Source organism: Streptomyces sp. R-74717, from assembly GCF_047305335.1.
Taxonomy (GTDB): Bacteria; Actinomycetota; Actinomycetes; order Streptomycetales; family Streptomycetaceae; genus Streptomyces; species Streptomyces atratus.
Window position 1 is genome coordinate 7,825,460 of record NZ_CP102361.1, and the last position, 24,815, is coordinate 7,850,274.

General features: G+C 70.0%; 24 protein-coding genes and 7 tRNA genes. 18 read left to right on the top strand and 13 right to left on the bottom strand.

Going from position 1 to position 24,815, the window contains the following annotated elements; genetic code table 11:
* Positions 1 to 212 precede the first annotated feature (212 nt).
* The 3 genes from NRF20_RS35910 (at position 213) to NRF20_RS35920 (ending at position 1,964) form a co-directional block, all read left to right on the top strand.
* Positions 213 to 422 (top strand): hypothetical protein, encoded by a 210-nt coding sequence (locus NRF20_RS35910; RefSeq protein WP_266363057.1) that lies wholly within the window; start codon positions 213 to 215, stop codon positions 420 to 422.
* Between the two features lie 217 nt (positions 423 to 639).
* Positions 640 to 1,611 (top strand): phosphotransferase, encoded by a 972-nt coding sequence (locus NRF20_RS35915; protein ID WP_413753938.1) that lies wholly within the window; start codon positions 640 to 642, stop codon positions 1,609 to 1,611.
* Positions 1,612 to 1,679: 68 nt separating this feature from the next.
* Complete coding sequence (locus tag NRF20_RS35920) at positions 1,680 to 1,964, top strand: zf-TFIIB domain-containing protein (protein WP_093898382.1); 285 nt, start codon at positions 1,680 to 1,682, stop codon at positions 1,962 to 1,964.
* A 157-nt stretch (positions 1,965 to 2,121) separates the two neighbouring features.
* Here NRF20_RS35920 and NRF20_RS35925 read toward each other — a convergent pair.
* The 5 genes from NRF20_RS35925 to NRF20_RS35945 all read right to left on the bottom strand — a co-directional run bounded on the left by NRF20_RS35925 (position 2,122) and on the right by NRF20_RS35945 (position 2,564).
* Positions 2,122 to 2,193, bottom strand: a tRNA-Val gene (locus NRF20_RS35925).
* A 23-nt stretch (positions 2,194 to 2,216) separates the two neighbouring features.
* Positions 2,217 to 2,288, bottom strand: a tRNA-Val gene (locus NRF20_RS35930).
* Between the two features lie 19 nt (positions 2,289 to 2,307).
* Positions 2,308 to 2,379: transfer RNA gene (locus NRF20_RS35935), tRNA-Val, on the bottom strand.
* Between the two features lies 1 nt (position 2,380).
* Positions 2,381 to 2,454, bottom strand: a tRNA-Cys gene (locus NRF20_RS35940).
* 37 nt (positions 2,455 to 2,491) lie between these two features.
* Positions 2,492 to 2,564, bottom strand: a tRNA-Gly gene (locus NRF20_RS35945).
* A 163-nt stretch (positions 2,565 to 2,727) separates the two neighbouring features.
* On the opposite strand from NRF20_RS35945, the gene NRF20_RS35950 reads away from it, so the two are divergent.
* From NRF20_RS35950 to NRF20_RS35960, 3 genes are all read left to right on the top strand, one after another.
* The gene (locus NRF20_RS35950) at positions 2,728 to 3,762 is read left to right on the top strand and encodes a chorismate-binding protein (RefSeq protein ID WP_398629230.1); all 1,035 of its coding nucleotides are present in this window, start codon (positions 2,728 to 2,730) and stop codon (positions 3,760 to 3,762) included.
* A complete protein-coding gene (locus tag NRF20_RS35955; protein WP_398629032.1) occupies positions 3,762 to 4,583 on the top strand; it encodes an aminotransferase class IV in 822 nt (273 codons plus the stop codon). The genes NRF20_RS35950 and NRF20_RS35955 overlap by 1 nt, the downstream gene beginning before the upstream one ends.
* An 89-nt stretch (positions 4,584 to 4,672) precedes the next feature.
* On the top strand, positions 4,673 to 5,509 hold the full coding sequence (locus NRF20_RS35960; protein ID WP_413753939.1) for a GNAT family N-acetyltransferase: 837 nt from the start codon (positions 4,673 to 4,675) through the stop codon (positions 5,507 to 5,509).
* A 13-nt stretch (positions 5,510 to 5,522) separates the two neighbouring features.
* Here the strand turns inward: NRF20_RS35960 and NRF20_RS35965 are convergent, their stop codons facing one another.
* The gene (locus tag NRF20_RS35965; RefSeq protein ID WP_398629030.1) at positions 5,523 to 6,038 is read right to left on the bottom strand and encodes a DsbA family protein; all 516 of its coding nucleotides are present in this window, start codon (positions 6,036 to 6,038) and stop codon (positions 5,523 to 5,525) included.
* Positions 6,039 to 6,239: 201 nt separating this feature from the next.
* Between NRF20_RS35965 and NRF20_RS35970 the strand changes: the two genes are divergently transcribed.
* The 4 genes from NRF20_RS35970 to NRF20_RS35985 all read left to right on the top strand — a co-directional run bounded on the left by NRF20_RS35970 (position 6,240) and on the right by NRF20_RS35985 (position 8,474).
* The gene (locus tag NRF20_RS35970) at positions 6,240 to 6,698 is read left to right on the top strand and encodes a hypothetical protein (RefSeq protein ID WP_398629029.1); all 459 of its coding nucleotides are present in this window, start codon (positions 6,240 to 6,242) and stop codon (positions 6,696 to 6,698) included.
* A 245-nt stretch (positions 6,699 to 6,943) separates the two neighbouring features.
* Positions 6,944 to 7,963: a LacI family DNA-binding transcriptional regulator gene (locus tag NRF20_RS35975; protein WP_398629028.1), complete on the top strand. Its 1,020-nt coding sequence runs from the start codon at positions 6,944 to 6,946 to the stop codon at positions 7,961 to 7,963.
* 168 nt (positions 7,964 to 8,131) lie between these two features.
* The gene (locus NRF20_RS35980; RefSeq protein WP_398629027.1) at positions 8,132 to 8,266 is read left to right on the top strand and encodes a hypothetical protein; all 135 of its coding nucleotides are present in this window, start codon (positions 8,132 to 8,134) and stop codon (positions 8,264 to 8,266) included.
* Positions 8,267 to 8,318: 52 nt separating this feature from the next.
* Positions 8,319 to 8,474: a hypothetical protein gene (locus tag NRF20_RS35985; RefSeq protein ID WP_266363071.1), complete on the top strand. Its 156-nt coding sequence runs from the start codon at positions 8,319 to 8,321 to the stop codon at positions 8,472 to 8,474.
* 4 nt (positions 8,475 to 8,478) lie between these two features.
* On the opposite strand, the gene NRF20_RS35990 is transcribed toward NRF20_RS35985, so the two are convergent.
* Both NRF20_RS35990 and NRF20_RS35995 read right to left on the bottom strand, forming a co-directional pair.
* Positions 8,479 to 9,066: a CGNR zinc finger domain-containing protein gene (locus NRF20_RS35990; protein ID WP_266363073.1), complete on the bottom strand. Its 588-nt coding sequence runs from the start codon at positions 9,064 to 9,066 to the stop codon at positions 8,479 to 8,481.
* A gap of 350 nt (positions 9,067 to 9,416) precedes the next feature.
* Positions 9,417 to 9,830, bottom strand: coding sequence for an SsgA family sporulation/cell division regulator (locus tag NRF20_RS35995; protein ID WP_003959770.1), 414 nt, complete (start codon positions 9,828 to 9,830; stop codon positions 9,417 to 9,419).
* A gap of 190 nt (positions 9,831 to 10,020) precedes the next feature.
* On the opposite strand from NRF20_RS35995, the gene NRF20_RS36000 reads away from it, so the two are divergent.
* Together NRF20_RS36000 and NRF20_RS36005 are read left to right on the top strand one after the other, a co-directional pair.
* Positions 10,021 to 10,512: a TIGR02611 family protein gene (locus NRF20_RS36000; protein ID WP_398629026.1), complete on the top strand. Its 492-nt coding sequence runs from the start codon at positions 10,021 to 10,023 to the stop codon at positions 10,510 to 10,512.
* Positions 10,513 to 10,566: 54 nt separating this feature from the next.
* Positions 10,567 to 10,638 (top strand) — tRNA-Val (locus NRF20_RS36005).
* 429 nt (positions 10,639 to 11,067) lie between these two features.
* Here NRF20_RS36005 and NRF20_RS36010 read toward each other — a convergent pair.
* The gene (locus tag NRF20_RS36010) at positions 11,068 to 13,635 is read right to left on the bottom strand and encodes an SCO7613 C-terminal domain-containing membrane protein (protein WP_398629025.1); all 2,568 of its coding nucleotides are present in this window, start codon (positions 13,633 to 13,635) and stop codon (positions 11,068 to 11,070) included.
* An 83-nt stretch (positions 13,636 to 13,718) separates the two neighbouring features.
* Between NRF20_RS36010 and NRF20_RS36015 the strand changes: the two genes are divergently transcribed.
* Both NRF20_RS36015 and NRF20_RS36020 read left to right on the top strand, forming a co-directional pair.
* Entirely contained in the window at positions 13,719 to 14,165 is a 447-nt protein-coding gene (locus NRF20_RS36015; RefSeq protein WP_266363079.1) for an SRPBCC family protein, read from the top strand.
* A 39-nt stretch (positions 14,166 to 14,204) separates the two neighbouring features.
* A tRNA-Val gene (locus NRF20_RS36020) sits at positions 14,205 to 14,276 on the top strand.
* A 79-nt stretch (positions 14,277 to 14,355) separates the two neighbouring features.
* On the opposite strand, the gene NRF20_RS36025 is transcribed toward NRF20_RS36020, so the two are convergent.
* Positions 14,356 to 15,081 (bottom strand): 3'-5' exonuclease, encoded by a 726-nt coding sequence (locus NRF20_RS36025; RefSeq protein ID WP_398629024.1) that lies wholly within the window; start codon positions 15,079 to 15,081, stop codon positions 14,356 to 14,358.
* A 192-nt stretch (positions 15,082 to 15,273) separates the two neighbouring features.
* On the opposite strand from NRF20_RS36025, the gene NRF20_RS36030 reads away from it, so the two are divergent.
* The 3 genes from NRF20_RS36030 to thrS all read left to right on the top strand — a co-directional run bounded on the left by NRF20_RS36030 (position 15,274) and on the right by thrS (position 19,247).
* The gene (locus tag NRF20_RS36030; protein ID WP_413753940.1) at positions 15,274 to 15,840 is read left to right on the top strand and encodes a DUF4365 domain-containing protein; all 567 of its coding nucleotides are present in this window, start codon (positions 15,274 to 15,276) and stop codon (positions 15,838 to 15,840) included.
* Positions 15,840 to 17,114, top strand: a complete 1,275-nt coding sequence (locus tag NRF20_RS36035) for a hypothetical protein (protein ID WP_398629023.1) — start codon at positions 15,840 to 15,842, stop codon at positions 17,112 to 17,114. The genes NRF20_RS36030 and NRF20_RS36035 overlap by 1 nt, the downstream gene beginning before the upstream one ends.
* A 147-nt stretch (positions 17,115 to 17,261) precedes the next feature.
* Positions 17,262 to 19,247, top strand: coding sequence for a threonine--tRNA ligase (gene thrS, locus NRF20_RS36040; RefSeq protein ID WP_266363087.1), 1,986 nt, complete (start codon positions 17,262 to 17,264; stop codon positions 19,245 to 19,247).
* A 29-nt stretch (positions 19,248 to 19,276) separates the two neighbouring features.
* Here the strand turns inward: thrS and NRF20_RS36045 are convergent, their stop codons facing one another.
* A complete protein-coding gene (locus tag NRF20_RS36045) occupies positions 19,277 to 19,954 on the bottom strand; it encodes a potassium channel family protein (protein WP_398629022.1) in 678 nt (225 codons plus the stop codon).
* A gap of 66 nt (positions 19,955 to 20,020) precedes the next feature.
* Here NRF20_RS36045 and NRF20_RS36050 point away from each other — a divergent pair, with 66 nt between their 5' ends.
* Positions 20,021 to 20,581 carry an HIT family protein gene (locus NRF20_RS36050; protein ID WP_413753941.1) on the top strand — a complete coding sequence of 187 codons (561 nt, stop codon included), beginning with the start codon at positions 20,021 to 20,023 and terminating at the stop codon, positions 20,579 to 20,581.
* A 65-nt stretch (positions 20,582 to 20,646) separates the two neighbouring features.
* On the opposite strand, the gene NRF20_RS36055 is transcribed toward NRF20_RS36050, so the two are convergent.
* Positions 20,647 to 22,317: a hypothetical protein gene (locus NRF20_RS36055; protein WP_413753942.1), complete on the bottom strand. Its 1,671-nt coding sequence runs from the start codon at positions 22,315 to 22,317 to the stop codon at positions 20,647 to 20,649.
* Between the two features lie 147 nt (positions 22,318 to 22,464).
* On the bottom strand, positions 22,465 to 24,690 hold the full coding sequence (locus NRF20_RS36060; protein ID WP_413753943.1) for an elongation factor G-like protein EF-G2: 2,226 nt from the start codon (positions 24,688 to 24,690) through the stop codon (positions 22,465 to 22,467).
* Positions 24,691 to 24,815 lie beyond the last annotated feature (125 nt).

The following is a 24,815-nucleotide window of genomic DNA, read 5'->3' on the forward strand; positions in this document are numbered from 1 at the left end:
CTCCGGGATGACCCCGGGACCAGGCACCCGATCTCCACCCAGGGGAGTACATCGACTACCCGGGGCTCATCCTCCGGGAGGCCCGGAATTCGGTACGCGGGCATGACGTCGTACGCCTTCCGCGTCCCTAATGTTGAAGTCAAGCGGCGGGCGCAGCACTCGTCCCCCGAGGTCACACGCCCGCCGCCCCACATCCAGTCAGGAGAGGAACCATGGCGGACACGGCAGCGCGGACCACGATCCGCACGCGGGGACGCAGGGTCCATGCCTCGTTCGGCAGCCGCCCGTCGTCCGGTACGCGCCACCCGCTGGTGGCGACGGCGATGGTTCTTCCTCTGGCGGCCCTGCTCGTAGTCGTCTTCGGCGGCTGGGACGCAGTGGTCACACAGGCGTCGTCCGTGGCCGTGATGCTGGGGCGCTGAGCGGCGCCCGGGGTCCGGAAGAGCGGTCCGGACCGGGACATCCGGCCAACAACCCCGTGGGGACGGGGGTGCGGCGGACGGCAGCGTTTGTCCGGTCAGCTGGGGAGCTGACCGGACATCGCGCTGTCCGGCGTCCTTTCGCGACGCGCGTACGCTCATCGGCGGGCCCGGCGCGTATCGGGCCGCCCGCCGCACCTGTCCGCCACCGGGGGAGACCGTGACCACCGCAGTCGTACGCGCGCTGGGCGCCCTCGCCCACCGGGCCGCCCACGCCCAGCCCGAGGACGTCTGTGCCTGCCCGCCACCAGCAGTGCTCGCCGACCGTGCGGACGGCACGGTGGTCCGTAGCGGGCCCGTCGTCGCCAAGGCACACGCCGCCGGCACGCACACCCCCGACCTGCTGACCCGGCTGAGCCTTGCGAACGACCCCCGCCTGGCCGGCATCCTCCTCGCCCCCCTGCAGCCCCGGCCCCCCGTACCCTCCACCACCATCCAGGGCCGCCCGGTCACCCTGTGGCCCCACGGCGAGCCCGTCGACCCCGGCGACCCCGACGCCGCCCCCTGGGAAGAGGCCGCCGTCCTGCTGGCCGGGCTGCACCTGACCCCGACCCCGCCCTTCCTCGCCCTCCCGCCCATGCGGGGCCCCGCCAAGGCCTCGCTCGCCGTTGCCCGGATGCGCGCCGCCCGGCCCGGCGACCCGGCCACCGCCCCCGTACGCGAAGCGTGGCACCGCCTGCCCGCCTGGGCCCGCGGCGAAGCCGCCGCGCCTGCGCACCGCTCCCGCTTCCTGTGCCACGGCGATCTGCACCTCGGACAGCTCGTCCGCCACCCCGCCCCGCACGGCCCCTGGCTCCTCATCGATGTCGACGACGCCGGCCTCGGCGACCCCGCATGGGACCTCGCCCGCCCCGCCGCCTGGTACGCGGCCGGGCTGCTGCCGCCCGAGGTCTGGCTCCGTTTCCTGGACGCCTACCGGGCAGCCGGCGGACCTGCCGTACCCGCCGCGGGCGACCCCTGGCCCGAACTGGACGTCCCGGCCCGGGCCCTGACCGTTCAGACCGCGGCGCTGGCATTCGCCAAGTCTGCGGCGGAGGGCCGCACTCCGGATGAGGTGGAGCAGACGATGATCGACGCCTGTGCCCGAATTGCCTCCCTCCCGCCCGAGTTGGCCGCCGAGCCCTCGTCGTAGGCTGAACCGACCGTCGACGGGCATGTATTCCGGCGACGGCGACCCGACGGCGAGGAGTGAGCCGAACCATGCAGTGTCCCAAGTGCCACGCACAGATGCAGACGTACAACCGCAATGGCATACAGATCGAACAGTGCAGCGGCTGCCGGGGGATCTTCCTCGACTACGGCGAGCTGGAGTCCCTGACCCGCATCGAGGCGCAGTGGACGCAGCAGGCCCCGCCCGCGCCGCCCGCCCCGCAGGCCTACCCGGCCGCCCCTGCGCCCGCCTGGGGTGCCCCGCAGCACCACGGTGGCCACCACGGCGGTCACTACCGGCACAAGAGCTTCGGCCACATGCTCTTCTCGTCCTGAGCGGGCCGACACCGGTGAGCGCCTGACCGCGGGCCCGGACGTCTTCCGTCCGGGCCCGCGGTGCGTTCCGCCGTCCGGCCTCTCACCGATACGCACCGCGGCTGATCGAGGAAACGACAAAGCCCCGGTCGCCGAGGCGACCGGGGCTTTTACTGCGTGCGCGATACTGGGATTGAACCAGTGACCCCTTCCGTGTCAGGGAAGTGCTCTCCCGCTGAGCTAATCGCGCAGGGTGAACCTGCGTGTACTGCGTGCGCGATACTGGGATTGAACCAGTGACCCCTTCCGTGTCAGGGAAGTGCTCTCCCGCTGAGCTAATCGCGCGGGGATCCTTACGGATCAGTGGACGATACTGGGATTGAACCAGTGACCCCTTCCGTGTCAGGGAAGTGCTCTCCCGCTGAGCTAATCGTCCTTGGAGGTGGAGACGGGATTTGAACCCGTGTAGACGGCTTTGCAGGCCGTTGCCTCGCCTCTCGGCCACTCCACCAGAGGTGAGGGTTCGGGAAGATCCCTCACTTTCTGCGAGCGGACGACCAGGTTCGAACTGGCGACCTCAACCTTGGCAAGGTTGCGCTCTACCAACTGAGCTACGTCCGCTTGTCTCTCCCGGTCCGCTTGCGCGTCCCGGCGACGTGTTGAACTCTAGCGGATTCCCGGGCCAGTACAAAAACGCGTTTGTGCAGCGTGCTGAGGTGCGTTCGCCCCGGCGCAGGTCATCGCGTGCCGTCCTAGACTCAACGGCGTGCACGACCTCGCTCCAATGGCCCGCTTCGGCGGCCTCGTCGCGTCCGATCTGCAGGACGTGACCAGTGATCCCGCAGCCCTCGACTCGTCCGGCTTCTGGGCCGTATCCGCCGATTTCGAGGGCCGCCTCGTCTGCGCGCGCTTCGCCGCCGTACGTACCGAGGCGGTGCCCGCCCCGGTACGCGGCGCCTGGTGTGGCCCCGCGCCCGGCGACTGGATCTCGTCCCTGGACCGTGCCGCGTACACCGCGGGCGTACGGCGGATCCGCGAGTACATCGCGGCGGGCGAGGTCTACCAGGCCAACCTCTGCCGGGTGATGACCGCGGCACTGCCCGACTTGGCCGCCGCGGACATGGATGCGCTGACTGCGCTGCTGGCGCGCGGCAACCCCGCCCCGTACGCAGGAACGATTCGGCTGCCCGCGCACGGCGTGGAGATCGCCACAGCCTCCCCCGAACTCTTCCTGAGGCGTGACGGCCGGATCGTCGAGTCGGGACCGATCAAGGGCACCGGACGGACCGAGGACGATCTGCTGGAGAAGGACCACGCCGAGAACGTGATGATCGTCGACCTGGTCCGCAATGACCTCGGCCGGGTCTGCGCCACGGGATCGGTCACGGTCCCCGACCTCTGCGTGGTGGAGAAGCACCCGGGCCTTGTCCACCTCGTCTCCACCGTGCGCGGAGAGCTCGCCGAGGGAGCCGGCTGGCCCGAACTCCTCGACGCGGCGTTTCCGCCCGGATCCGTCACCGGGGCACCCAAGTCCAGCGCCCTCAGGATCATCGAGGAACTGGAGACCGCACCGCGCGGGCCCTACTGCGGCGGCATCGGCTGGGTCGACGCCGACCGCCGTACCGCCTCCCTGGCTGTCGGCATACGGACCTTCTGGATCGACCGGACCCGGACCGCACCGGTACTCCGCTTCGGTACCGGGGCCGGTATCACCTGGGGTTCCGACCCGGAGCGCGAATGGGACGAGACCGAACTCAAGGCCTCCCGGCTGCTCGCTGTAGCGTCGGGCGTTTACGAAGCGACTGGAAGGACCGCGTAATGAGGATTTGGGTCAACGGCGAACTGCGGGACGCCGACGACGCCCGGGTGTCCGTGCTCGACCACGGACTCACCGTGGGGGACGGCATCTTCGAGACGGTCAAGACCGTCGACGGCAGGCCCTTCGCCCTCACCCGTCACCTCGACCGGCTGACTCGCTCCGCCCGCGGCCTCGGCCTCCCCGACCCCGACCTCGACGAGGTGAGCCGCGCCTGCACCGCCGTCATCGACGCCAACCCGATGGCGCTCGGCCGACTGCGCATCACCTACACCGCAGGACTCTCCCCGCTCGGCTCCGACCGCGGCAACGCCGGCCCCGGCCTCGTCGTCGCCCTGGGGGAGGCGGGCCGCCGCCCCGACACCACCGCCGTGATCACCGTCCCCTGGACGCGCAACGAACGCAGTGCGCTCGCCGGGCTCAAGACCATCTCGTACGCCGAGAACGTCGTCGCCCTCGCCCGCGCCCATGAGCACGGCGCGTCGGAGGCGCTCTTCGCCAACACGGTCGGACAGCTCTGCGAAGGCACCGGGTCCAATGTCTTCGTCGTCCTCGACGGGCAGGCGTACACCCCGCCGGTCGCCTCCGGCTGCCTAGCCGGGATCACCCGTGCACTGGCCGTGGAGTGGACGGGGGCCGTGGAGACCGACCTGCCGTTCGATGCCCTGGAACGGGCCGAGGAGATCTTCCTGACCTCCACGCTGCGTGATGTGCAGGCTGTCCACCGGGTGGACGGCCGGGAGCTGCCCGGCGGGCCCGGACCGGTGACCGCCAAGGCCATGCGGATCTTCGACGAGCGGGCCGGCAACGACCTCGACCCGTAGAACGCGTGCCTCGAACCCGTAAAACAACGCGTGCCTCGAACCCGTAAAACAGGGTGACGGGCCGGGGCTCAGCGGATAGAACGTCTGCGATGACCACGACCCTCCGGCCGACCGGGCCGATCCAGCAAGGCGCCGACGGCGCGAAGAGCCGTATGTACGACGTGTGCGACAACGGGCGGCCCGTCGGCGCCGTCGAGATCGGCACGGATCCGGGGTTCGGCGAGAGGGCGGGCGTGCTCCGCTCCCTGCACATCGACGAATCCCGCCGCAGGCGCGGCCGCGGCACCATCGCGGCGCTGGCCGCCGAAGAGGTGCTGCGCGGCTGGGGCTGCACCCAGATGACGGTGGCGGTCCCGGCGGAGGACACCGCAGGGCAAGGACTGGCCACAGCGCTGGGCTACGCCGAGCGCAGCAGGAACATGGTCAAGACACTGCCGCAGACCCCACCCGCGCTGCCCGACGGTGTCGCTGCCCGACCGATGACGGACGACGAATTCGCGCAATGGGAGCGCGACGCGATCACCGGCTACGCGCAGACCTGGATCGACCGTGGCGTCCCTGTGGAACAGGCCATGAGGAAGGCCGAGACCAGCCACGGCCAGAACCTGCCGCACGGCCTCGCCACCGAGGGAGCGCATCTGCACGACCTCGTCCACGAGGGCGAGGTCGTGGGACATGTCTGGGTGGCGCGGCACGAAATGCACCCGGGGATGCTGGTGGGATACGTGTTCGACGTCGAGGTGCGTGAGGAGTTCCGGGGGCGGGGGTACGGCCGGGCGCTGATGCTCCAGGCCGAACGCGTCGCGCTCGGGGCGGGCGACGACCGGATCGGACTGCATGTCCTCGCCTCCAACACGCCGGCCCTGCGGCTGTACGAGTCGCTCGGCTACCGAACGACTCAGTACAACCTGGCCAAGACGCTCTAGGGGCCGCGTCGGCTCAGCCCTGCTCGGAGAGCAGCCGGTCGGCGATCTCCTCGATCCGTTCGCGCAGCCCGTCCTGGCTCTTGCCGCCGTCCAGCCGCTCGTCGCCGATCACATACGTCGGCGTGCCGGTGATCCCGATCGCCTTGCCCTCGGCCTGGTCGGCGTCGACGATCAGCATGTGGCGTCCGTCGATCAGGGCGGTGTCCATCTCCTCGGCGTCCAGGCCGAGTTCCCGCGCCACCTCGACCAGCAGCGGCTCGCCGATGCGGCCGAGGTCGTCGGTACGGGCGAGAACCGCCTCGACGTACGGCCAGTCCCTGCCCTGGGCCGCCGCCTCCTCGGCGGCCTGCGCGGCGGCGTAGGCGTGCTTGTGCTTCTCCAGCGGGAAGTGCCGCAGCCGCACCTCGAGGCGGTCGCCGTACTTGGCCCGCAGGGCGTGGACATCGGTGAGGGCCTGGTGACAGTCGGGGCACTGGAGCTCGCACCAGACGTCGAGGACGACGGGCGCTGCGGGGGTGGAATCGCTCATGCGGCCAGTCTCCCAGGGCCCGCGCGAGCGTCCCAATCGGCAGCCGATCCGCTCCGGCTCCGTACCGCCGGATCGCTTCCGATCGGCACCTGGGGAGGACCCCGGCCCTGAAATGTCCCTGATGTGGTCCCGGATCGTGGCCGCCGGGCGATGACCGGTGCAGGATGGAAGGGACGTTTCCCCTTGCGCCTGGAGGCCCCGATGCTTGCCGAGACCATCTGTTCCGCGGCGTCCGCGGCGGGCCTGGGCATCGCCGCCGTCACCGCGTACCGGAAGCGCTTCCTCGCCGCGGCCCGGATCGCCGCCTACTCCCTGGTGCCGATCGGCCTGGTGCTGACCGGAGTCGTGGACTGGGTCGCCGGAATCGCCTTCAAGCCGAGCGTCTGGATCGGCTTCGGGCTGCTCGCCGTGGCCTGGCTGCTGTTCATGACCACTCGCGCGATCGAGCGCCGCGGCGTCGGTACCCGTAAGGAACGCAAGGCCGCCGCCCGGGCGGCGCAGAGCGATGCCATCGCTCCTGCGGCTTCGGCGCCCTCCCTGGCGTCCGGGCTCCCGGCGACGCAGACGCAGGCGCGTCCGAAGGCGAAGCCGCAGCAGTCCGCCTCGTCGGGCGAGGACTTCAGCGACATCGAGGCCATCCTGAAGAAGCACGGAATCTGACCCGCACCCCGCCCTCTTCCGGTGGGGGCGTGTACTCCTGAATGAATCGATTCATGACGCACCTTGAAGGCCTTGGCGGTGTAGAGGGGTGGAGCTGGCGTCCCGATCGGATTGAAACAATTCATACCGCTGCGGGTGATCCCCGGGAAACCGGCCCGGGGTGACGGAGCGCCTCGTAACGGCGTCCGTACGATGGGGTGACGCCGCGGACCGGTGCGGCCGAGGGCATCAGTGGGGCAGGGCAAGTGGCGCGTGTGGCAGGGATCAAGGATGTGGCCCGGCAGGCGGGAGTCTCCGTGGGCACCGTGTCCAATGTGATCAACCGGCCCGAGGCGGTGCTGCCGGAGACCCGTGCCAGGGTGCTGGCCGCCATCGAGGAGCTCGGGTACGTGCGCAGCGAATCGGCCCGCCAGCTCAGGGCGGGCCGCAGCCGGATCATGGCACTGCTCGTCCTCGACATGGGCAACCCGTTCTTCGTCGACGTGGCCCGTGGCGCCGAGCGCGCCGCCCGTGCGGCCGGCCTCGGTGTCATGGTCTGCAACAGTGGCCAGAGCCCGACGGAGGAGGCCGAGTACCTCGGGCTCTTCGCCGAGCAGCGGGTGTGCGGCGTCCTGGTCACCCCGGCCGACGCGACCGGCCGCAACCTGGAGGCGTTCAGCCGTCACCGGATTCCCTTCGTGCTGGTGGACCGGGTGGCGTCCGGCACGGGGACCTGCGCGGTCTCCGTCGACGACGTCCGCGGCGGCGCTCTCGCCGTCGGTCATCTGGTCTCGGCCGGGCATCGCTCGGTGGCGTACGTCAGTGGCCCCGGCGACCTGCATCAGATCAGGGACAGGCGCGAAGGCGCCCTGTCGGCCCTCGCCGACGCCGGACTGCCGCCCGAGGTGCTCGTCGAGATCCCCTCCGACCGCCTGGACGTGGCGGCGGGCCGCGATGCCGGGGCCCGGCTGCTCGGTCTTGTGCCGCGGCCGACCGCGGTGTTCTGCGCCAACGACCTGCTTGCCCTCGGTGTACTTCAGGCGCTGTACGCGGCGGGCGTGCGGGTGCCGCACGACATCGCCATCGTCGGCTACGACGACATCGAATTCGCCGCCGCCGCTGCCGTCCCGCTCACCTCGGTCCGCCAACCCGCGGTCGTCATGGGCAGGATGGCCGCCGAGCTCCTGCTGGAGGAGGCGGACGACGAGGGCGGCACGCACGAGCACCGCAGCGTGGTGCTCCAGCCGGAACTCGTGGTGCGCGCCTCCAGCGCGACACCGCGCTGAGGCCGCGGTCCCGCCCGCCCGGCCCCTTTCGCGCCGTTCCTGGCCCAACTCGGCGACTGGCGACCGCAGTCCGGTGAACCGGAGGACTTCGACGTCTTCTGACGGCACGTCCGCGACCGTCCGGCCGCTTGCCCGCCGGGCATCGAGTTCAGCGTATGCAACGCGGTGTTGAGCAGCGTCGACGTCCACGATGTGCTGCGTGCGATGGAGGAGCGGGTCGGCCGTCGTACCGAATACGTGACGGCCGATCGGACGCCGGAGCGAATCGTGCCCGGCTCCGGGGTGGGTGAACTCCCCGTATGAGAAGGCGTGTTGATCGCCAAAGGGGCCCGGGCTGAGTCATGATCGTCCCGAGATGGTGGACACTTCCCGGGGCGATGCCCCCGCAAGCCCTGCCGAAGAGCCGCGTGGCTGCCTCTTCGCGCTTTCCCAGCCCCCTTTGATGATCTTCCTCGCGGTGATCGGCAGCCTGCTGCTGATGGCCGCGGTGCATGATCTCTTCATGCTGTGAGCGGTCAGCCGGCCGCTTCCTTGCGGCGTGCCCGGTACGCGGCCACATGCAGACGGTTACCGCAGGTCCGGCTGGAACAGTAGCGGCGGGAGCGGTTGCGGGAGAGATCGACGAAGGCGTGCCGGCAGTCCGGCGCCTCACAGCGCCGCAGCCGCTCCTGCTCTCCCGCCACCACGATGAAGGCCAGCGCCATGCCGCAGTCGGCCGCGAGGTGGTCGGCGATCGAGGCGTCCGGTGCGAAGTAGTGGACATGCCAGTCGTAGCCGTCGTGATTGCTGAGCTGCGGTGTGGTGCCGGCGGCGGCGATGAGGGCGTTGACCAGCGGGGCGGCGATCTGCGCGTCGTCCATCGCGAAGATCGCGGCGAAGCGCGTCCGTACGTCCTGTACGGCGCGCAGGTCCTTCTCGTGGAGCTCGCCCACGCCGCTGATGCGATGGCGCTGCGCGAATTCGTACAGCGCTGCGATGTCCGCGAGACCGTCGATCGGCTCGCCTTCCGGCTGTCCGCTTCCCGGGGGCTCGCTCTCCGGTGCGGTGTTCAGCAGATCGACCACCGTGTCGAGGGCGATCCGGGTGTCGTGGGGGATCAGCACGCTTTCGCTCCCTGGCCTCCGGCGGGCGGGTGCCCGCCGATGCCGGCTGACTCTACTGGCTCGGCGTCGGCACGCGGAGGCCCGAGAGGGCCCATGAGGGGCGCGGGGAGCGCTTACCGGCCACCTGTGGGCATCCGTGGCCGGAGACCGCCTGTCCGGGCCGTGAGCATGCGCCCGGGGCCCCGGGCGCGTGCCGGTGCGTGGGGTGTGCGAGTACGGCCGAGGGGGAACGCGCCGACGCCGTCGCCACGGTGGATTCCGTGATGACGGCGTCGGTGTCAGCCCTATGAGGTTTTCCGCGCGGCGCCGCCTCCCCGAGTCGGACGGCGCCGTGCAGCTCTCGGCCTGGCTCAGCTCTCGGCCAGGATGTGTGAGAGCTCCGTATCGAGGTCGAAGTGACGATGCTCGGTGCCTGGCGGAACCGCGGCGTCGGTCCTTTTCAGGAACGACTCCAGGGCCCTCGCCGGGGCCTCGAGCAGGGCTTCGCCCTCTGGGGAGCTCAGCGCGATGCAGACGACGCCCTGGCCGTGACTACGGGATGGCCAGACGCGGACGTCTCCGGTGCCGGTGGGCCGATGAAGCCCCTCGGCAAGGAGGTCGCGGGCGAAAACCCACTCGACCGTTTCCTCCGCTCCGGTGTGGAAGGTGGCGTGCACGGCATAAGGATCGGCCGTGTCATACCGCAGGCCCGCAGGTACAGGCAGTGAGGACTCGCTCGACACAACGAGGCGCAGGTGCAGCTCGCAGCTGACCGTGGTGTTCATAAGCGCCAGGGCCTTTCGCTCAGTGTGCGCTCGGGGATTCGCACGTCGGCGAAATCGACATGCCACCTACGGTGGCGTTGTAAACCCCTCTGACCTTTTTGTGTTCCTTCCGGTAGCTCGTACGGCGGTGTGTAACTTTGGGTTATACGGCCATTCCGGTGACGAAGGCTGTTCCGGTAGATTGGCTACCATGAATGCGGAGAGTGACGAGCGGGACGGGGGCGCCGTGTCGGCGAAACCGGTGTCCGCCACGGGGGATGTGACGGAAAGCGTGACAGGGAATGTCACGGAGGGTGTGACGAAGGAGGACCGGGAACTCGGCTCCAGGGCGCCCGGGTTCATCAAGGCGTCCAGGACGCTGCATCTGAGCTGGCAGGTCGGCGTCTTCGTGGTCGGCTTCGCGGTGGTCGTGGCGGGCGTCATCATGCTGCCGCTGCCCGGCCCCGGCTGGCTGGTGATCTTCGGCGGTATGGCGATCTGGGCGACCGAGTTCGTCTGGGCGCAGCTGGTGCTGCGCTGGACTCGGCGGAAGGTCACCGAGGCCGCTCAGCGGGCGCTCGACCCCAAGGTCCGGCGTCGCAACATCATTCTCACCGTGATCGGTCTGGTGATCATCGCGGTGCTGGTGGGGATCTACGTCTGGAAGTTCGGCGTCACCATGCCGTGGAAGATCCACGAGTGACCCGGGCGTGGTCATGGGGCGCCGCTGACATGGGGTAATGTTCGATCTGCGCCCGGGCGATTAGCTCAGTGGGAGAGCACTTCGTTCACACCGAAGGGGTCACTGGTTCGAACCCAGTATCGCCCACCCCGGACAGAGGGCCCGTGAGACCAAAGAGTCTCGCGGGCCCTCTGCATTTCCGTGTCCACTCGTTGCGACGTCTCCGTGAACGATTCAATCGATCGTGGCAGCGGGTGACGCCGGGAATCGTTCTCTCGGGAAGAAGCATCCGGATAACAGGGTCGGGACGGGCTGCCGGGGCGCCTTCAAGGACTACGAGAATTTCTGGAAAGAGTTCAACACCCGAGCCTCCGTGGGCAAATGCATCTCCCGATGCCTTCCGGAACTCCCTCGTATTTCTGTGCAAGTGCGGTGGGAAACGCGTACTGCGCGACTCGGAGGGGCAGTTCGGCTGCGACAACTTCCTCGTCCGGTACGCCTCCGACGACGACCTGATGGCCACAGGCCGGCCCGAGGCCCATGCGGGAGACCCGGGCCGGCCATGTGGCCACACCGTCAACGCATCCGGCCCAGAGCGTCCTTCAGTCGCCGGGCGTCGCGCAGCCGCTGCTCGTACGTCGCCCCGACCACCAGCAGCAGCACCCCGGCCAGCGCGGGCGGCAGCCAGCGCGGCAGGGCGCCGACGACCTGGACCACGTAAGGCGCGAGTTCGTGCAGGGCGTCCAGCGCCAGCACCGCGCCACCGAGCAGCAGCAGTGCCTGCAGCCGCAGCCGCGCGCCCGACAGGGTGATCACCAGTGCCGCCACACCGAGCAGCAGCGGCCGCACCCAGTGCGGATCGGCCCAAGCCGTGAAGAGGCTCGGCACCAGCGTCGCCGCGAGGCCCGCACCGTACGCCGTCCACGACGACGCCTCCGGATCACGGCGCCGGCGCAGCACACCGACTGCCAGAGCGGGCACCGTCACCGGCAGGGTGTACGCCTCCGGGGCCGACACCCCCGAAGCCGACAGCCGCAGCCAGGCCGCCAGGACGAACAGCGTCATCGCCAGATACCCGGCCACCGGCCGCCGTTCGGCCCGGACGGCCGTACCCGCCGCCAGTACCCCGCACAGCGCCAGCACCAACGCCAGGAACGGCCGGTCCGTCACTGCCATGCCCACCGCCACCACGCCCGCCACGGCCCCCATCAGCTCGACGGGCAGAGCAGACGGGAGACCCCGCAGCCGAGCTCCGAGCAACACCGTCACCGCAGGGACGACCAGCATGACCGGCGCCGCCTGATGCGCGGCAAGCCCCAGCGACGCCCCGACCGCACGGGCGAGCACCATCCCGCACACCACCGCACCGCACGCCGGTACCGCCTGGACGATCTGCAACGTCCTCACGGACTGCGCCGCTTGACCGGACGGCAGCGGCGGCAATGTCCGCGCCGCCGACACCGCAGCGCCGCCGAGCCTCACCGCGGCCCCGCCGAACACCACCAGCAGCACCGCGAACACCGCGTACGTGGCAGCCTCCGCCGCGAGCGACAGCATCCCCGCACTCACCGCGCCGATCAGACCGCACACCAGCGCAGTCAGTCCCACACCATCCATCCCGCGGCGCAGACCTCGTACCGCCACTGCGAACGCCCCGGCGACCAAGGCCAATTGCACCGACACGGCGGCCGCGTAGGGCATCCCCAGGATCGCGGGCAGCACGGTGAGCCCCGCCCACCCGAGCGCCACCGCCCCCGCCCCCGCCGCACCCCGCCACGTTGCACCCGGCGACAGCACCGGCCCGGCCACCCGCACCAGCCACGCCCACGACCGGTACACCGCCCCCAGCAGACCGGCCACCACCAGCAGCACCACCGGCGCCGCGGCCATCTGGGACCACGCCGGACTCTCCACGCCCAGCGCGCCCCGGACGCCACCGTCCGGCGTCCCCGACCACACCCGCGCCAGCTGCGACACCGCACCCATCAGCGACAGGCCGACCGGCGGCGCCGCGGCCAGCACCGCTCCGACGGTCACCGTCGACGAAGCCCACACCAGCCCCTGTCCGACCGGACGCGGCAGCGGAGCGCGCACCGCCATCAAGAGCACCACACCGCACAGCAGATACACCGGCACCGACCAGCCCCAGGCCACCCCGGCACGCAGCACACCACCCACGGCGGCCACCCCGCACAACCCGGCCACCAGACCACCGGCCACCGCAAGCCCCGTCGGTGCACGCCACGCGCCGGACACCGCGATCAGCGCACCCACGAGCAACAGCGCGCCCGGTGCCAGGGCGGCCGGCGCCGCATCGGCGGACACCGACTGCGCCAGGGCCACCAGCAGCCCCAGCAGACCCGTCGCCCAGCAGCAGACGCAGGCCGTCACCCGTACGGCAACACCCTTGCCCCACACCGCGATCGCGCAGTCCAACGCCGCCGTCACGAGCAACGCCCAACCGAACACCGTGGCTCCCGCACCCGCCGCCCACGCCCAGAGCAGCAGCGGCAGCTGCGCACTCACCACCGCCAGGGGCAGCGGCAGCCGCAGCCGGTCGAGCAGCAGCCCGTACGCGCCCCAGAGCACGGCCAGCACCGCCGCGGCGACCGCTGCGAAACCTCGTCCGTCGGCCTCCGGCACCACCACCCGGTGCAGCGCATACGCGTCCAGCACCATCAGCACCGAAGCCAGCGCGGCGAGGGACTCGGCTGTCGCGGGCAGCCCGCGACGCAGCAGTACGGCGGGAGCGGAAAGCGCCGCGACCGTCACCACCCCGAGCACGGCCGAGCGGCCACCGATGCCCATGTGCCCCCAGCTGACCAGAGTGAACGCGATCGCCGCGATCGTCAGCAGCAGACCGCCCAGGGTGAGCAGCACATTCTGCGCACCGCGCGGCCCGACAGGCGCGGCAGGAGGCCCGAACGGAGCGGCGAACGGCGCCGATGGCCGGACCGGCGACGGCGGCCCGAACGGAGCGGTGAACGGCGGTGCGGGCGGGTCGGCAGGGCGCGCGACGGGCGGCGTCAGCACACTCAGCAGCCAGGCACGACGAACCAGCAACTGGGACCGGCGGGCATCCAGCCGGGCCAGCTCGCGATCGAGGAGCGCCAATTCCTCGGCGGGCGGCGGCACATGTTCCATGAACGGGAGTGTGGCGCGAGCCACAGGCTCGGACATGCGCTCGGGTACTCAGGTCTCCGGCTGAGTACGCGCAGACTGGGAGCATGGACTGGAGTCACTACCGATTTGTGAGTATCTGGGACCTTCCGGGCAAACCCGATGCCGTGTACGAGATCCTCGGACGCGCGGATGACTACCCGCGATGGTGGCCGCAGATCCGCGAGGTCACCTCGGTCGACGGCGCCACCGGAACCACCCGCATCCGCTCCTTCCTCCCGTACGACCTCGTCATGACCGTCCGCGAACGCCGCCGCGACCCCCGGGCCAGGGTCCTCGAAGCGACCCTCAGCGGCGACCTCGACGGCTGGGCCCGGTGGACGGTCACCGCACACGGCACCGGGAGCCGTGCCACCTATGAGCAGGAGGTCGAGGTGCACAGACGGCTGATGCGGATCCTCGCGGTGCCCGGACGCGCCGTGTTCCGGGCCAACCACGCCCTGATGATGCGAGCCGGACGGCGGGGCCTCACGGCCCGGCTGGAAGGAGTTTGAACCAGACCCTCCGAGCCCTGTATGGTTCAACCCGTTCCCGGGCGATTAGCTCAGTGGGAGAGCACTTCGTTCACACCGAAGGGGTCACTGGTTCGAACCCAGTATCGCCCACCCGGAAGAGGCCGGTCCGTCAGCAGAATCGACGGACCGGCCTCTGCATGTCCGGGAAGAGGCTCCGGATCGTGACCGATCACGCCGCAGCAGGAAGGTCCGGGCGCAGCGGCCACGCAGGATCCACCGCCTCCGCCGTGCCGTTCTTCGCGAACCATGCCTGCAGGCCGCGCGCTTGTGCCGCATGCCACACGGCTTGCAAGGTGTGCAGCTCCGCCGGCGTCAGCCGCTCCAGACGGGACGAGAACCGTCGCCCCACCGCCCGTACCAGCTCCAGCGAGGCCGTCGCATCGGCCGCCGCGTCATGTGCACCGTCCAGCACCACCCCGTACAGCTCGCAGAGATCGGTGAGGGTCCGCCGGCCCTTGCGGTATCGGTCCAGATGCTTGTCGAGTACGCGCGGATCCAGCACGCACAGCGGTGCGTTCTGCAGATAACCGGCGAGCGACGACGCGCGATGACGCTTCAGCTCCCGGTCCAGCAGCGTCAGATCGAACGGCGCGTTCATCACGACGAGCGGACGGCCGGCCGCACACTGCTCGGCCAGCGCCCGGGCTATCTCCTCCATCACAGGCGCCGGCCAGCGGCCGTTGCGCTGAAGATGATCGTCGGTCAGACCATGGATCTCGGTCGCCCCGGCGGGCACCGGCACCCCTGGATTCACCAGCCAGCGAGTGACACGCACCCGCCCGCCTGTCGTGTCCTGGACGACCAGGGCGGCCGAAACGATCCGGTCCCCCTCGACGTCCACTCCCGTTGTCTCGGTGTCAAAAGCGGCCAGCGGCCCCTCGTACCAGTGAGTCATCCCCGAACTCCTCGTGCGCGAACGGCAGATGGCGTGATTCCCCTGCCCGGTTCGGTGATACCCGCGCCCTTTGCCTGATACGCCGTTTGCGGGCCGCCCTGTGCGGTGACAACACAGGTGAAGGGAACGGAAGTTGTCCGTCACCCCTGCAACGAAGAACCGATCGGCACAGCCCGGAAGGCACACGCAGCCATGGCGCTCGCGCAGCCCGAACCGAGCGGGCTGCTGCCCCAGCGGATCGCACCGCTGCGCGGCACACTCGCCACCACCGCCTGCATGGAGACCCTCCAGGTGGGCTACTTGCACGCCGTCGCGGCTGCGGCGGGGTGCTCCCTGTCACAGCCCTTCCCCGACAACGGCATCGACTGGCACGTCAGCCACGGCGCCCCCGGTCACACCGTGGACGACGAAGTGACCATAAAGGTGCAGCTCAAATGCACTTACCAGATCCCGCCGCACCCGGCCGGACCGACGTTCCCCTTCACGCTCGACAACGCACATCTCGTGAAGCTCGCCCGGACCCCCGTGTCGGTGCACAAGATCCTGGTCGTGATGATCGTGCCGCGCAGCCAGGACGACTGGCTGCGCGCCGGACACGACCGGCTCGACCTGCGGCACTGCTGCTACTGGACCAACCTGGCCGGCCACGCGGTGACAGGCCGGCACAGGACCACTGTGCGGATCCCGACCTCGCGCATATTCGACGACCGGGCGCTCTGCGAGATCATGACCCGCGTAGGGGCGGGAGGGAGACTCTGATGCACCGGCCGATGGACGAGTCCGTCAACGAAGCGATCCCGTCAGCGACACGCCCGCACCCCAGTGAATCCGCGGGACCCAGGCCCATCGCTCCCGAGCCGCCCGGAAACATTCCCGACCCCGCCCGTATCGACCCCGCGGTCCTCGGCGCCCTGCTCGACCGGCACGGCTGGCACCGCCGCGGCGGGGCGGCGGGACGCTACAGCCGCTGGACCCCGCCGGGACCACCGGCCCCGCCCGGCGGCGGTACGAGCCTCCTCGTCCCCGACACCACCGCCTTCCCCGACAGCGAGGACCTCCTCGGCGAGGCGCTGACCGCGCTCGCCCGCAGCGCCGCTCCCTCCGCCCGTGAAGTCCTGGTCTCCCTCGCCGTACCCAGCGACGAGATCCGCTGGTGGCGCGAGGTCCCCGAACCGGTCGCGGGAGCGGCCGGGGCCGCCAGCTGGACGGGGGCGGAGCAGCTGCACACCGCCGCCCGGCAGATCCTGCTCGCCGGGGCGCTCGCCGTACGGGGGCGCACCGGCTACCACGGCGCACGTCACCGCCGCAGGGCCCTGGCAGCCCTCGAAGGCATCCTCGTCGGGCCTGCGCCCGGAGGCCGCGATCTCACCGCCTTCGTCCCCGTCGAACCGGGCCGTGCCGTCGCCGTACGGCTCTACCACGCCCTGCACGCCACCCGCGAGGCAGTGGACTACCAGCGGGCCACCGGTGGCTTCGAAGCCTTCGACACCGCTGTCGAGGCAGGTGTCAGCCGGGAACTCACCGAGGCCGTCATCGCACTGGTCCGGGGCTCGGAAGGGGCCGGGATCGCCCTGGAATGGGCACCCGCCGCCGGGATCCCCGAGGGCTGCCCGGCACGCCCCGAGCCGGTGGAATTCTCCCCGGGCGACCTGCCCGCCCTGCGCCGGGCGGGCGCCCGCTACCTCCAGGACGAACCCGCCGCGGCGGTACGGATCACCGGCGCCGTCGTCCGGCTGCGCCGCTCGGGACCGCGTGGCGCCGGGATCGTACGGCTGCGGGTGCTGGCCGGCGCAGAGGTGCCGCACGTACGGCTGGAACTGGACGAGGAGGCGTACCGGATCGCCGGCCACGCCCACCTGGTGGGGCTGCCGATCCGGGTGGAGGGCAGGCTGGAGAGCCGCGGCGGCTTCCGCCGGCTGACCCGGACCTCACAGGTCGTGCCCGTGCAGGTGGACGAGGCGGAACGGGACCGGCTGATGAAGTCGCTCCAGGAGAACGTCGACTATTTCGAGGAGGCGTGCACCGGCGAATAAGGCGGATAAGGGGTGCAGGGGGCGGGCCGCGGGCAAGAGGCGGCCCTTCGCGCTCAACCGTTTCGCAGAGGGGGCCCACGGCTCGGTACGATTCGTATCGCACGTGCACCACGAATGCGTGCGTACCCCCTGAGTCAGGAGAGACCGGTGTCAGACGTCCGTGTGATCATCCAACGCGATTCCGAGCGGGAAGAGCGCGTGGTGACGACGGGCACTACGGCAGCCGAGCTCTTCCCCGGCGAGCGCACTGTTGTCGCCGCCCGGGTCGCCGGTGAGCTGAAGGACCTCGCGTACGTCGTCGCCGACGGCGAGGTCGTCGAGCCCGTCGAGATCTCCTCCGAGGACGGCCTCAACATCCTCCGGCACTCCACCGCGCACGTCATGGCGCAGGCCGTGCAGGAGCTCTTCCCCGAGGCCAAACTGGGCATCGGTCCGCCGGTCAAGGACGGTTTCTACTACGACTTCGACGTCGAGAAGCCGTTCACTCCCGAGGACCTCAAGGCCGTCGAGAAGAAGATGCAGGAGATCCAGAAGCGGGGGCAGAAGTTCTCCCGCCGTGTCGTGACGGACGAGGCGGCCCGCGAGGAGCTGGCCGGCGAGCCGTACAAGCTGGAGCTCATCGGCATCAAGGGCTCCGACTCCGTCGAGAACGCCGGTGACGGCGCGGATGTCGAGGTGGGCGGCGGCGAGCTGACCATCTACGACAACCTCGACCCGAAGACCGGCGATCTGTGCTGGAAGGACCTCTGCCGTGGTCCGCACCTGCCCACCACCCGGAACATCCCGGCGTTCAAGCTGATGCGGAACGCCGCGGCGTACTGGCGGGGCAGCGAGAAGAACCCCATGCTGCAGCGCATCTACGGCACGGCGTGGCCCACCAAGGACGAGCTCAAGGCGCACCTGGAGTTCCTGGAGGAGGCCGCCAAGCGCGACCACCGCAAGCTCGGCAACGAGCTGGACCTCTTCTCCTTCCCGGACGAGATCGGCCCCGGTCTCGCGGTCTTCCACCCCAAGGGCGGCATCATCCGCCGCGCCATGGAGGACTACTCGCGCCGGCGTCACGAGGAGGAGGGCTACGAGTTCGTCTACTCGCCGCACGCCACCAAGGGCAAGCTCTTCGAGAAGTCCGGCCACCTGGACTGGTACGCCGAAGGCATGTACCCGCCCATGCAGCTCGACGACGGGGTGGACTACTACCTCAAGCCGATGAACTGCCCGATGCACAACCTGATTTTTGATGCGCGCGGGCGTTCCTATCGTGAACTGCCGCTGCGTCTCTTCGAGTTCGGCACGGTGTACCGCTACGAGAAGTCGGGTGTGGTACACGGCCTGACCCGCTCGCGTGGCTTCACGCAGGACGACGCGCACATCTACTGCACCAAGGAGCAGATGGCGGAGGAGCTCGACCGGACGCTCACCTTCGTCCTGAACCTGCTGCGCGACTACGGTCTGACCGACTTCTATCTGGAGCTCTCCACCAAGGATCCGGAGAAGTTCGTCGGCTCGGACGAGGTCTGGGAAGAGGCCACCGAGACGCTGCGCCAGGTTGCCGAGAAGCAGGGGCTGCCCCTGGTCCCGGACCCGGGCGGCGCCGCGTTCTACGGCCCGAAGATCTCGGTGCAGTGCAAGGACGCCATCGGCCGCACCTGGCAGATGTCGACCGTGCAGCTCGACTTCAACCTGCCGGAGCGCTTCGACCTGGAGTACACCGGTCCCGACGGCACCAAGCAGCGCCCGGTCATGATCCACCGTGCCCTGTTCGGTTCCATCGAGCGCTTCTTCGCTGTGCTCCTCGAGCACTACGCGGGTGCGTTCCCGGTGTGGCTGGCCCCGGTCCAGGCAGTCGGCATCCCGATCGGCGACGCGCACATCCCGTACCTCCAGGAGTTCGCGGCCAAGGCCCGGAAGAAGGGCCTGCGGGTCGAGGTGGACGCCTCGTCCGACCGGATGCAGAAGAAGATCCGGAACCAGCAGAAGGCCAAGGTGCCCTTCATGATCATCGCGGGCGATGAGGACATGGCCAACGGCGCCGTCTCCTTCCGCTACCGCGACGGATCGCAGGAGAACGGCATCCCCGTCGAGGACGCCATCGCCAAGATCCAGAAGGCCGTCGAGGACCGCGTCCAGGTCTGACAGGTACGGAGTCAGAGGCCCCCGGAGAGCTACCCGCCCTCCGGGGGCCTCTTCTCGTCCTCCCGTGTGAACACCTGCAACAGCCACGACGAGAATGAACCCGTCACCGCCCCCAGCAGCGCCAGCCCGCAGGCCATCAGGCCCGACGCCACGACTCGGCCACCTGCTGTGACCGGCACCGCATCCCCGTACCCCACCGTGGTGAGCGTCTCGCACGCCCACCACACCGCGTCGCCGAAGGTACGGATCGAAGCCCCCTTCGCCGTGTGCTCCTGGTGGTAGACGGCGAGCGCGGCGGAGAAGCCGAGCAGCAGGGCGGTCGCACCGGCATACGTGATCACGCGGGCGTGCAGGCTCAGCCGTGGCCGCTCCCTGCGCTGCTGGACCGCGCTGTAGACCCGGATCAGGCGCAGCGGCCGCAGCAGGGGAAGCAACAGGACGACCGTGTCCAGCCAGTGCACACGGATGAAGCGGTGGCCGAGGCCGCTGAGACGGAGCCGTACGACGTAGTCCGCGGCGAAGGCCAGCCAGGTGGTGCCGACCAGGGCGAGGGCGAGGCCGTGCCAGGGCTGGGCGGCGTGGGGGGCGAGGACGCGGACCGCGTAACCGAGCAGGAAGAGCAGCGAGGCGCCGAAGAGCGGCACTTCTGTGCGCTGCTCCCAGCGCCTGAAACGAAGAGGGGTGGAGTCCGCGGGCTGGTCGCTCATCGCCTCAGCATCGCCGTGCGCCGACGGGTGCGGCCCCGGCGACACGCTGCCCGGGAGCGAAGCAATATGCTGATCGGCATGACGAGCGAGCCGGAGCAGCAGATCGGAGTGGGAACGCCCGACGCGTTCCAGCGCCTGTGGACGCCCCACCGGATGGCGTATATCCAGGGCGAGAACAAGCCGACCGGTCCGGAGGCCGGCGACGGCTGTCCGTTCTGTGCGATCCCGGCGAAATCGGACGAGGACGGACTCGTCGTCGCGCGCGGCGAGAAGGTGTATGCCGTGCTGAATCTGTATCCGTACAACGGCGGGCATCTGATGGTGGTGCCGTACCGGCATGTCGCCGACTACACGGAGCTGGACGGTCCGGAGACCATGGAGCTGGCCGATTTCACCAAGCGGGCGATGGTGGCTCTGCGGGCGGCGTCGGGGGCCCACGGGTTCAATATCGGAATGAACCAGGGCTCGGTGGCGGGGGCCGGTATCGCGGCCCATCTGCATCAGCATCTGGTGCCGCGCTGGGGTGGTGACACCAACTTCATGCCGGTGGTCGGGCACACGAAGGTACTGCCGCAGTTGCTCGCTGATACGCGCAAGATGCTTGCCGACGCCTGGTCGGCGGCCTGATCCGAGCTGCTGCCTCTGCGCGGGCGCCCCGGTTTCTGCTTTTTGCCGGGGCGCCCTTCGCATGTCTATGCGTCGTACAGGTCGGCCTTGCGCGGGGCCGGGTCCTGCACCAGTCCGCTCAGTATCATCGAGCGGTTGTCGAAGCGTTCGGTGTCGACGCCGTTCTCCTCCAGGACGCGTAGGGCGGCGCTGTGCACGGCGCGCAGAACGGGGGTGGCGGCGCGCATCGCGTCGTCGGCCATGAAGCGGTGGCGCCATGGCTTCTCGGCCCAGGCGTGGCGCAGGCCGAACGGCTCGGGCAGGGCGATCTTGCCGCCCAGGTAGTCGAGGAGCGGCGGGTACCAGGTGAAGGGGGCGCGCAGGGCGAGGCGGACGACTTCGCGGGGTTCGACCAGTGCGAGGGTGATGTCGCGGGTCTCCCAGAAGCGGACGGTCTTGTTGACTGTCTTGGTCTTGGCCGCCGGCTTGCTGGTGAAGAGCGAGTGGACCGGGCCGAGTGCGTGTCCGGTGACTTCGATGCGCAGGGTTTCGTAGAGCACCGTGACCGTGATCATCATCGTGATGACCAACTGGCCGTCCCAGAGGGTGAACTGGACGCCCAGGTAGTGCCGGTCGCCGCCGCCGAACTGCTGGTGGTTGCAGATGCGCTGTATTTCGTGCGGCTTGACCTGGAAGGTGGCGACGTCCTCGCCGTCGGGCCTGGAGACCGCGTCGGCGTTCTCGCCGACGGGCGACACGATCCAGTGGGTGACCGACGGGGTGGGGAATCCTCCGGTGTTCAGCGGGCCGCGCTCCAGCACCTTGAGCTGGTCGTGGATGACCCGTATCAGGTCCCAACTGCGGAACTGGTGGAATTCCTTGCCGGGTTCCTTGGCGACGAGCTGTTCGGCGAGCTGCCAGCTGCCCCAGCGGGTTCCCATGCCGAGGATTCCCTTGGGGCCCGCGTAGAAGACCGAGTTGGACTGCTGCTCGGCGGAGAGTTTCTCCAGGCCCTGGCGGAGTGCCTCGCGGGAGGTCTCGTTCGGGTTCTTGGGTACGGCCTCGGGGATCTTGGCGATGACGCCGCCGCCGGAGAGCAGTCCCTCCCAGCGGGCGCGCATGTCCTTGGCGGAGGACTCGGCGATCCGTTTGGCGATGAGCCAGCCGATGACGGGAGCGACGATCATCGCCCGTACGTAGAGTGCGGGGAATCCGGTGAGCGGCAGCTTGATCAGGAAGAACAGGGCCACGATGCCGATGACCGGGAGCAGGGCGTTGCCCAGGGCGGCGAGGGCCTTGTCCTTGGTGTTGCCGAGCGAGTCGCGCAGTCGGAAGGCGATGACCCACAGGAGCATTCCGGGCAGGAAGAGAAAGCCGAACAGGGCGGTGACGGCGGTCAGTTTGGTGTCGCGTGCCCGGCGCAGGCGGGTCGCGGACAGGCAGTGCTCGACGACGGTCTGCGGGTCGGTTCCGAAGGACTGGATGAGGGCCTTCCGGGCGCCGCCCAGCATGCGTTCCTGGACGGCGCGGGAGAATGCCTCGCCGAGGTTGGGCTTGAAGTAGTCGGACTTGAAGAGCTTGGAACGGCCCGCCTTCACTTCGGACTTGTGCCACTCGCTGTTGGCTTCAAGGATCTTCTCCACCGGGCTGTCGCGGTACGCGGCGGAGGCGAGGGCGTTCGTCGCCACCGCCTGTGAGCCCGCGCCCTGGAGCGGGATCTGCGCTCCAGGTGAGAAATCGAATCCGTCGTTGGCCACTGTCGCCCCCACTCGCCGCCAAGGAACCGCTCCTGCGGCTGTTTCCCAACTGCCGTGCCCGGCACACCTTCTGAGCTGGGACCACAGCGTATCGTCCGGATCAATACGCCGCCCGCCTCTGTGGACAAGGGCGGGCGGCACAGTCGATTACGCGTCATTCGGGTTGTTCTCCTGCTGCTCGCGGATGCGTTCCGCGAGCTGTGGGGGCATGGCTTCGTGCCGGGCGTACGCCCGGTCGAAGCGACCGGCGCCATGGGACAGGGAGCGCAGGTCGATCGCGTACCGGCCGATCTCCAGCTCCGGGACCTCGGCCCGTACGAGGGTGCGTCCGGGGCCGGACTGCTCGGTACCGATCACCCTGCCGCGCCGCCCGGACAGATCGCTCATCACCGGGCCGACGTAGTCGTCGGGGACCAGGACCTGGATCTCGGCGACGGGTTCGAGGAGCTGGATACGGGTGTCCGCGGCGGCTTCGCGCAGGGCCAGTGCGCCCGCGGTCTGGAACGCGGCGTCGGAGGAGTCCACCGAGTGGGACTTCCCGTCCCGCAGGGTGATGCGTACGTCGACGAGCGGATGTCCGGCGGCGACTCCTCGGGCGGCCTGGGCGCGCACGCCCTTCTCGACGGACGGGATGAACTGGCGCGGTACCGCTCCGCCGACCACCTTGACGACGAATTCGATGCCCGAACCCGGTGGCAGCGGCTCCACGTCGATCTCACAGATGGCGTACTGGCCGTGGCCGCCGGACTGTTTCACATGCCTGCCGCGCCCGGTCGACGGGCCGGCGAAGGTCTCGCGCAGCGACACCTTGTGGGGTACGGCGTCCACCTGGACGCCGTAGCGGCCGCGCAGGCGGTCCAGAGCCACATCCTGATGGGCCTCGCCGAGGCACCACAGGACCACCTGGTGGGTGTCCTGGTTCTGTTCGAGGCGCATGGTCGGGTCCTCGGCCACCAGCCGGGAGAGCCCCTGGGAGAGCTTGTCCTCGTCCGCCTTGCTGTGTGCCTCGATGGCGAGCGGCAGCAGTGGGTCCGGTGTGGTCCAGGGGTCCATCAGCAGCGGCTGGTCCTCGGGGGAGAGGGTGTCCCCGGTCTCGGCGCTGCCCAGTTTGGCGACGCAGGCCAGATCTCCGGCGATGCAGGCGGTGAGGGGGCGCTGTTGTTTGCCGAAGAGGGAGGAGAGTGCGCCGACGCGTACGTCCGCCTCGTGGAAGGGGCGTGTCTCGTGGCAGGGGTCGTTGAGGCCGTGGCCGAAGACGTGGACGGTTTCGTCGGGGCGAAGGGTGCCGGAGAAGACGCGTACGAGCGAGACCCGGCCGACGTACGGGTCGGAGGCCGTCTTGACGACCTCGGCGACGAGTGGGCCGTGCGGGTCGCAGGTCAGGACCGGGCGCGGGGCCCCGTGAAGGGGGGTGACCTCGGGGAGCGGGCGCTCCAGCGGCGTGGGGAAGCCGCCGGTGATCAGGTCCAGGAGCTCGACGGTGCCGATGCCCTGGCGGGCGCCTTCGGCGGCGGGGGCCGCACTGAGGACGGGGTGGAAGGCGCCTCGGGCCACAGCGCGCTCCAAGTCGTCGATGAGTGTCTTGATGTCGATCTCGCCGCCGCCGAGGTAGCGGTCCATCAGGGTCTCGTCCTCGCTCTCGGCGATGATCCCCTCGATGAGCCGGTTCCGGGCCTCCTGGAGCGTGGTCTGCTGGGCGTCGGCGGGCGGCTTCTCCTGCCGGTCGCCCGAGGAGTAGTCGAAGATCCGCTGGGTGAGGAGTCCGGTGAGCCCGGTGAGCGGAGCGTGCCCGTCCGGGCCCTCGGGTCCGTGCACCGGCAGATAGAGCGGGAGTACGGCGTCGGGGTCGTCGCCGCCGAAGATCTCGCCGCAGATCCGGGTCATCTCGTCGAACGAGGTGCGCGCCGTGTCGAGGTGCGTGACGACGATGGCGCGCGGCATGCCGACGGCGGCACACTCCTCCCACACGGCGCGGGTGGCGCCCGCCACGGCGTCGGCCTCCTGGGCCGCGGACACGACGAACAGGGCCGCGTCCGCTGCCCGCAGACCGGCCCTGAGTTCCCCGACGAAATCGGCGTATCCGGGAGTGTCCAGCAGATTGATCTTGTACCCGCCCCATTCGACGGGGACGAGCGAGAGCTGTACGGAGCGTTGCTGGCGGTGTTCGATCTCGTCGTAGTCGGAGACCGTGGCGCCGTCCTCGACCCGCCCGGCCCGGTTGACCGCGCCCGCGGTCAGTGCGAGAGCCTCGACGAGGGTGGTCTTGCCGGAGCCGCTGTGGCCGACCAGCACCACATTCCGTACGGATGAGGGCTGGTCGGCCGTCGCTGCCCTGCCGGCGGCCCCGGTGTGTGCGTGTGCCTTGTCGCCCATGATGCGTGCCTCCCAGATAGTGGCGCGGAGCGGGAAGAAAAGCCGGCGCGGTGTGGGGAGAAGGGTGCACGGGCACGGGGAGCCGCCGCGGCGGCTACGGCGACGCCCGCGGTAATTCGAGCTTT

Coding starts and splice junctions, on each gene's coding strand:
- NRF20_RS35910 (WP_266363057.1), top strand. CDS start 213: ATGGCGGACACGGCAGCGCGGACCACGATCCGCACGCGGGGACGCAGG.
- NRF20_RS35920 (WP_093898382.1), top strand. CDS start 1,680: ATGCAGTGTCCCAAGTGCCACGCACAGATGCAGACGTACAACCGCAAT.
- NRF20_RS35950 (WP_398629230.1), top strand. CDS start 2,728: ATGGCCCGCTTCGGCGGCCTCGTCGCGTCCGATCTGCAGGACGTGACC.
- NRF20_RS35955 (WP_398629032.1), top strand. CDS start 3,762: ATGAGGATTTGGGTCAACGGCGAACTGCGGGACGCCGACGACGCCCGG.
- NRF20_RS35960 (WP_413753939.1), top strand. CDS start 4,673: ATGACCACGACCCTCCGGCCGACCGGGCCGATCCAGCAAGGCGCCGAC.
- NRF20_RS35965 (WP_398629030.1), bottom strand. CDS start 6,038: ATGAGCGATTCCACCCCCGCAGCGCCCGTCGTCCTCGACGTCTGGTGC.
- NRF20_RS35970 (WP_398629029.1), top strand. CDS start 6,240: ATGCTTGCCGAGACCATCTGTTCCGCGGCGTCCGCGGCGGGCCTGGGC.
- NRF20_RS35985 (WP_266363071.1), top strand. CDS start 8,319: ATGGTGGACACTTCCCGGGGCGATGCCCCCGCAAGCCCTGCCGAAGAG.
- NRF20_RS35995 (WP_003959770.1), bottom strand. CDS start 9,830: ATGAACACCACGGTCAGCTGCGAGCTGCACCTGCGCCTCGTTGTGTCG.
- NRF20_RS36000 (WP_398629026.1), top strand. CDS start 10,021: ATGAATGCGGAGAGTGACGAGCGGGACGGGGGCGCCGTGTCGGCGAAA.
- NRF20_RS36010 (WP_398629025.1), bottom strand. CDS start 13,635: ATGGAACATGTGCCGCCGCCCGCCGAGGAATTGGCGCTCCTCGATCGC.
- NRF20_RS36015 (WP_266363079.1), top strand. CDS start 13,719: ATGGACTGGAGTCACTACCGATTTGTGAGTATCTGGGACCTTCCGGGC.
- NRF20_RS36025 (WP_398629024.1), bottom strand. CDS start 15,081: ATGACTCACTGGTACGAGGGGCCGCTGGCCGCTTTTGACACCGAGACA.
- NRF20_RS36030 (WP_413753940.1), top strand. CDS start 15,274: ATGGCGCTCGCGCAGCCCGAACCGAGCGGGCTGCTGCCCCAGCGGATC.
- NRF20_RS36035 (WP_398629023.1), top strand. CDS start 15,840: ATGCACCGGCCGATGGACGAGTCCGTCAACGAAGCGATCCCGTCAGCG.
- NRF20_RS36045 (WP_398629022.1), bottom strand. CDS start 19,954: ATGAGCGACCAGCCCGCGGACTCCACCCCTCTTCGTTTCAGGCGCTGG.
- NRF20_RS36050 (WP_413753941.1), top strand. CDS start 20,021: ATGCTGATCGGCATGACGAGCGAGCCGGAGCAGCAGATCGGAGTGGGA.
- NRF20_RS36060 (WP_413753943.1), bottom strand. CDS start 24,690: ATGGGCGACAAGGCACACGCACACACCGGGGCCGCCGGCAGGGCAGCG.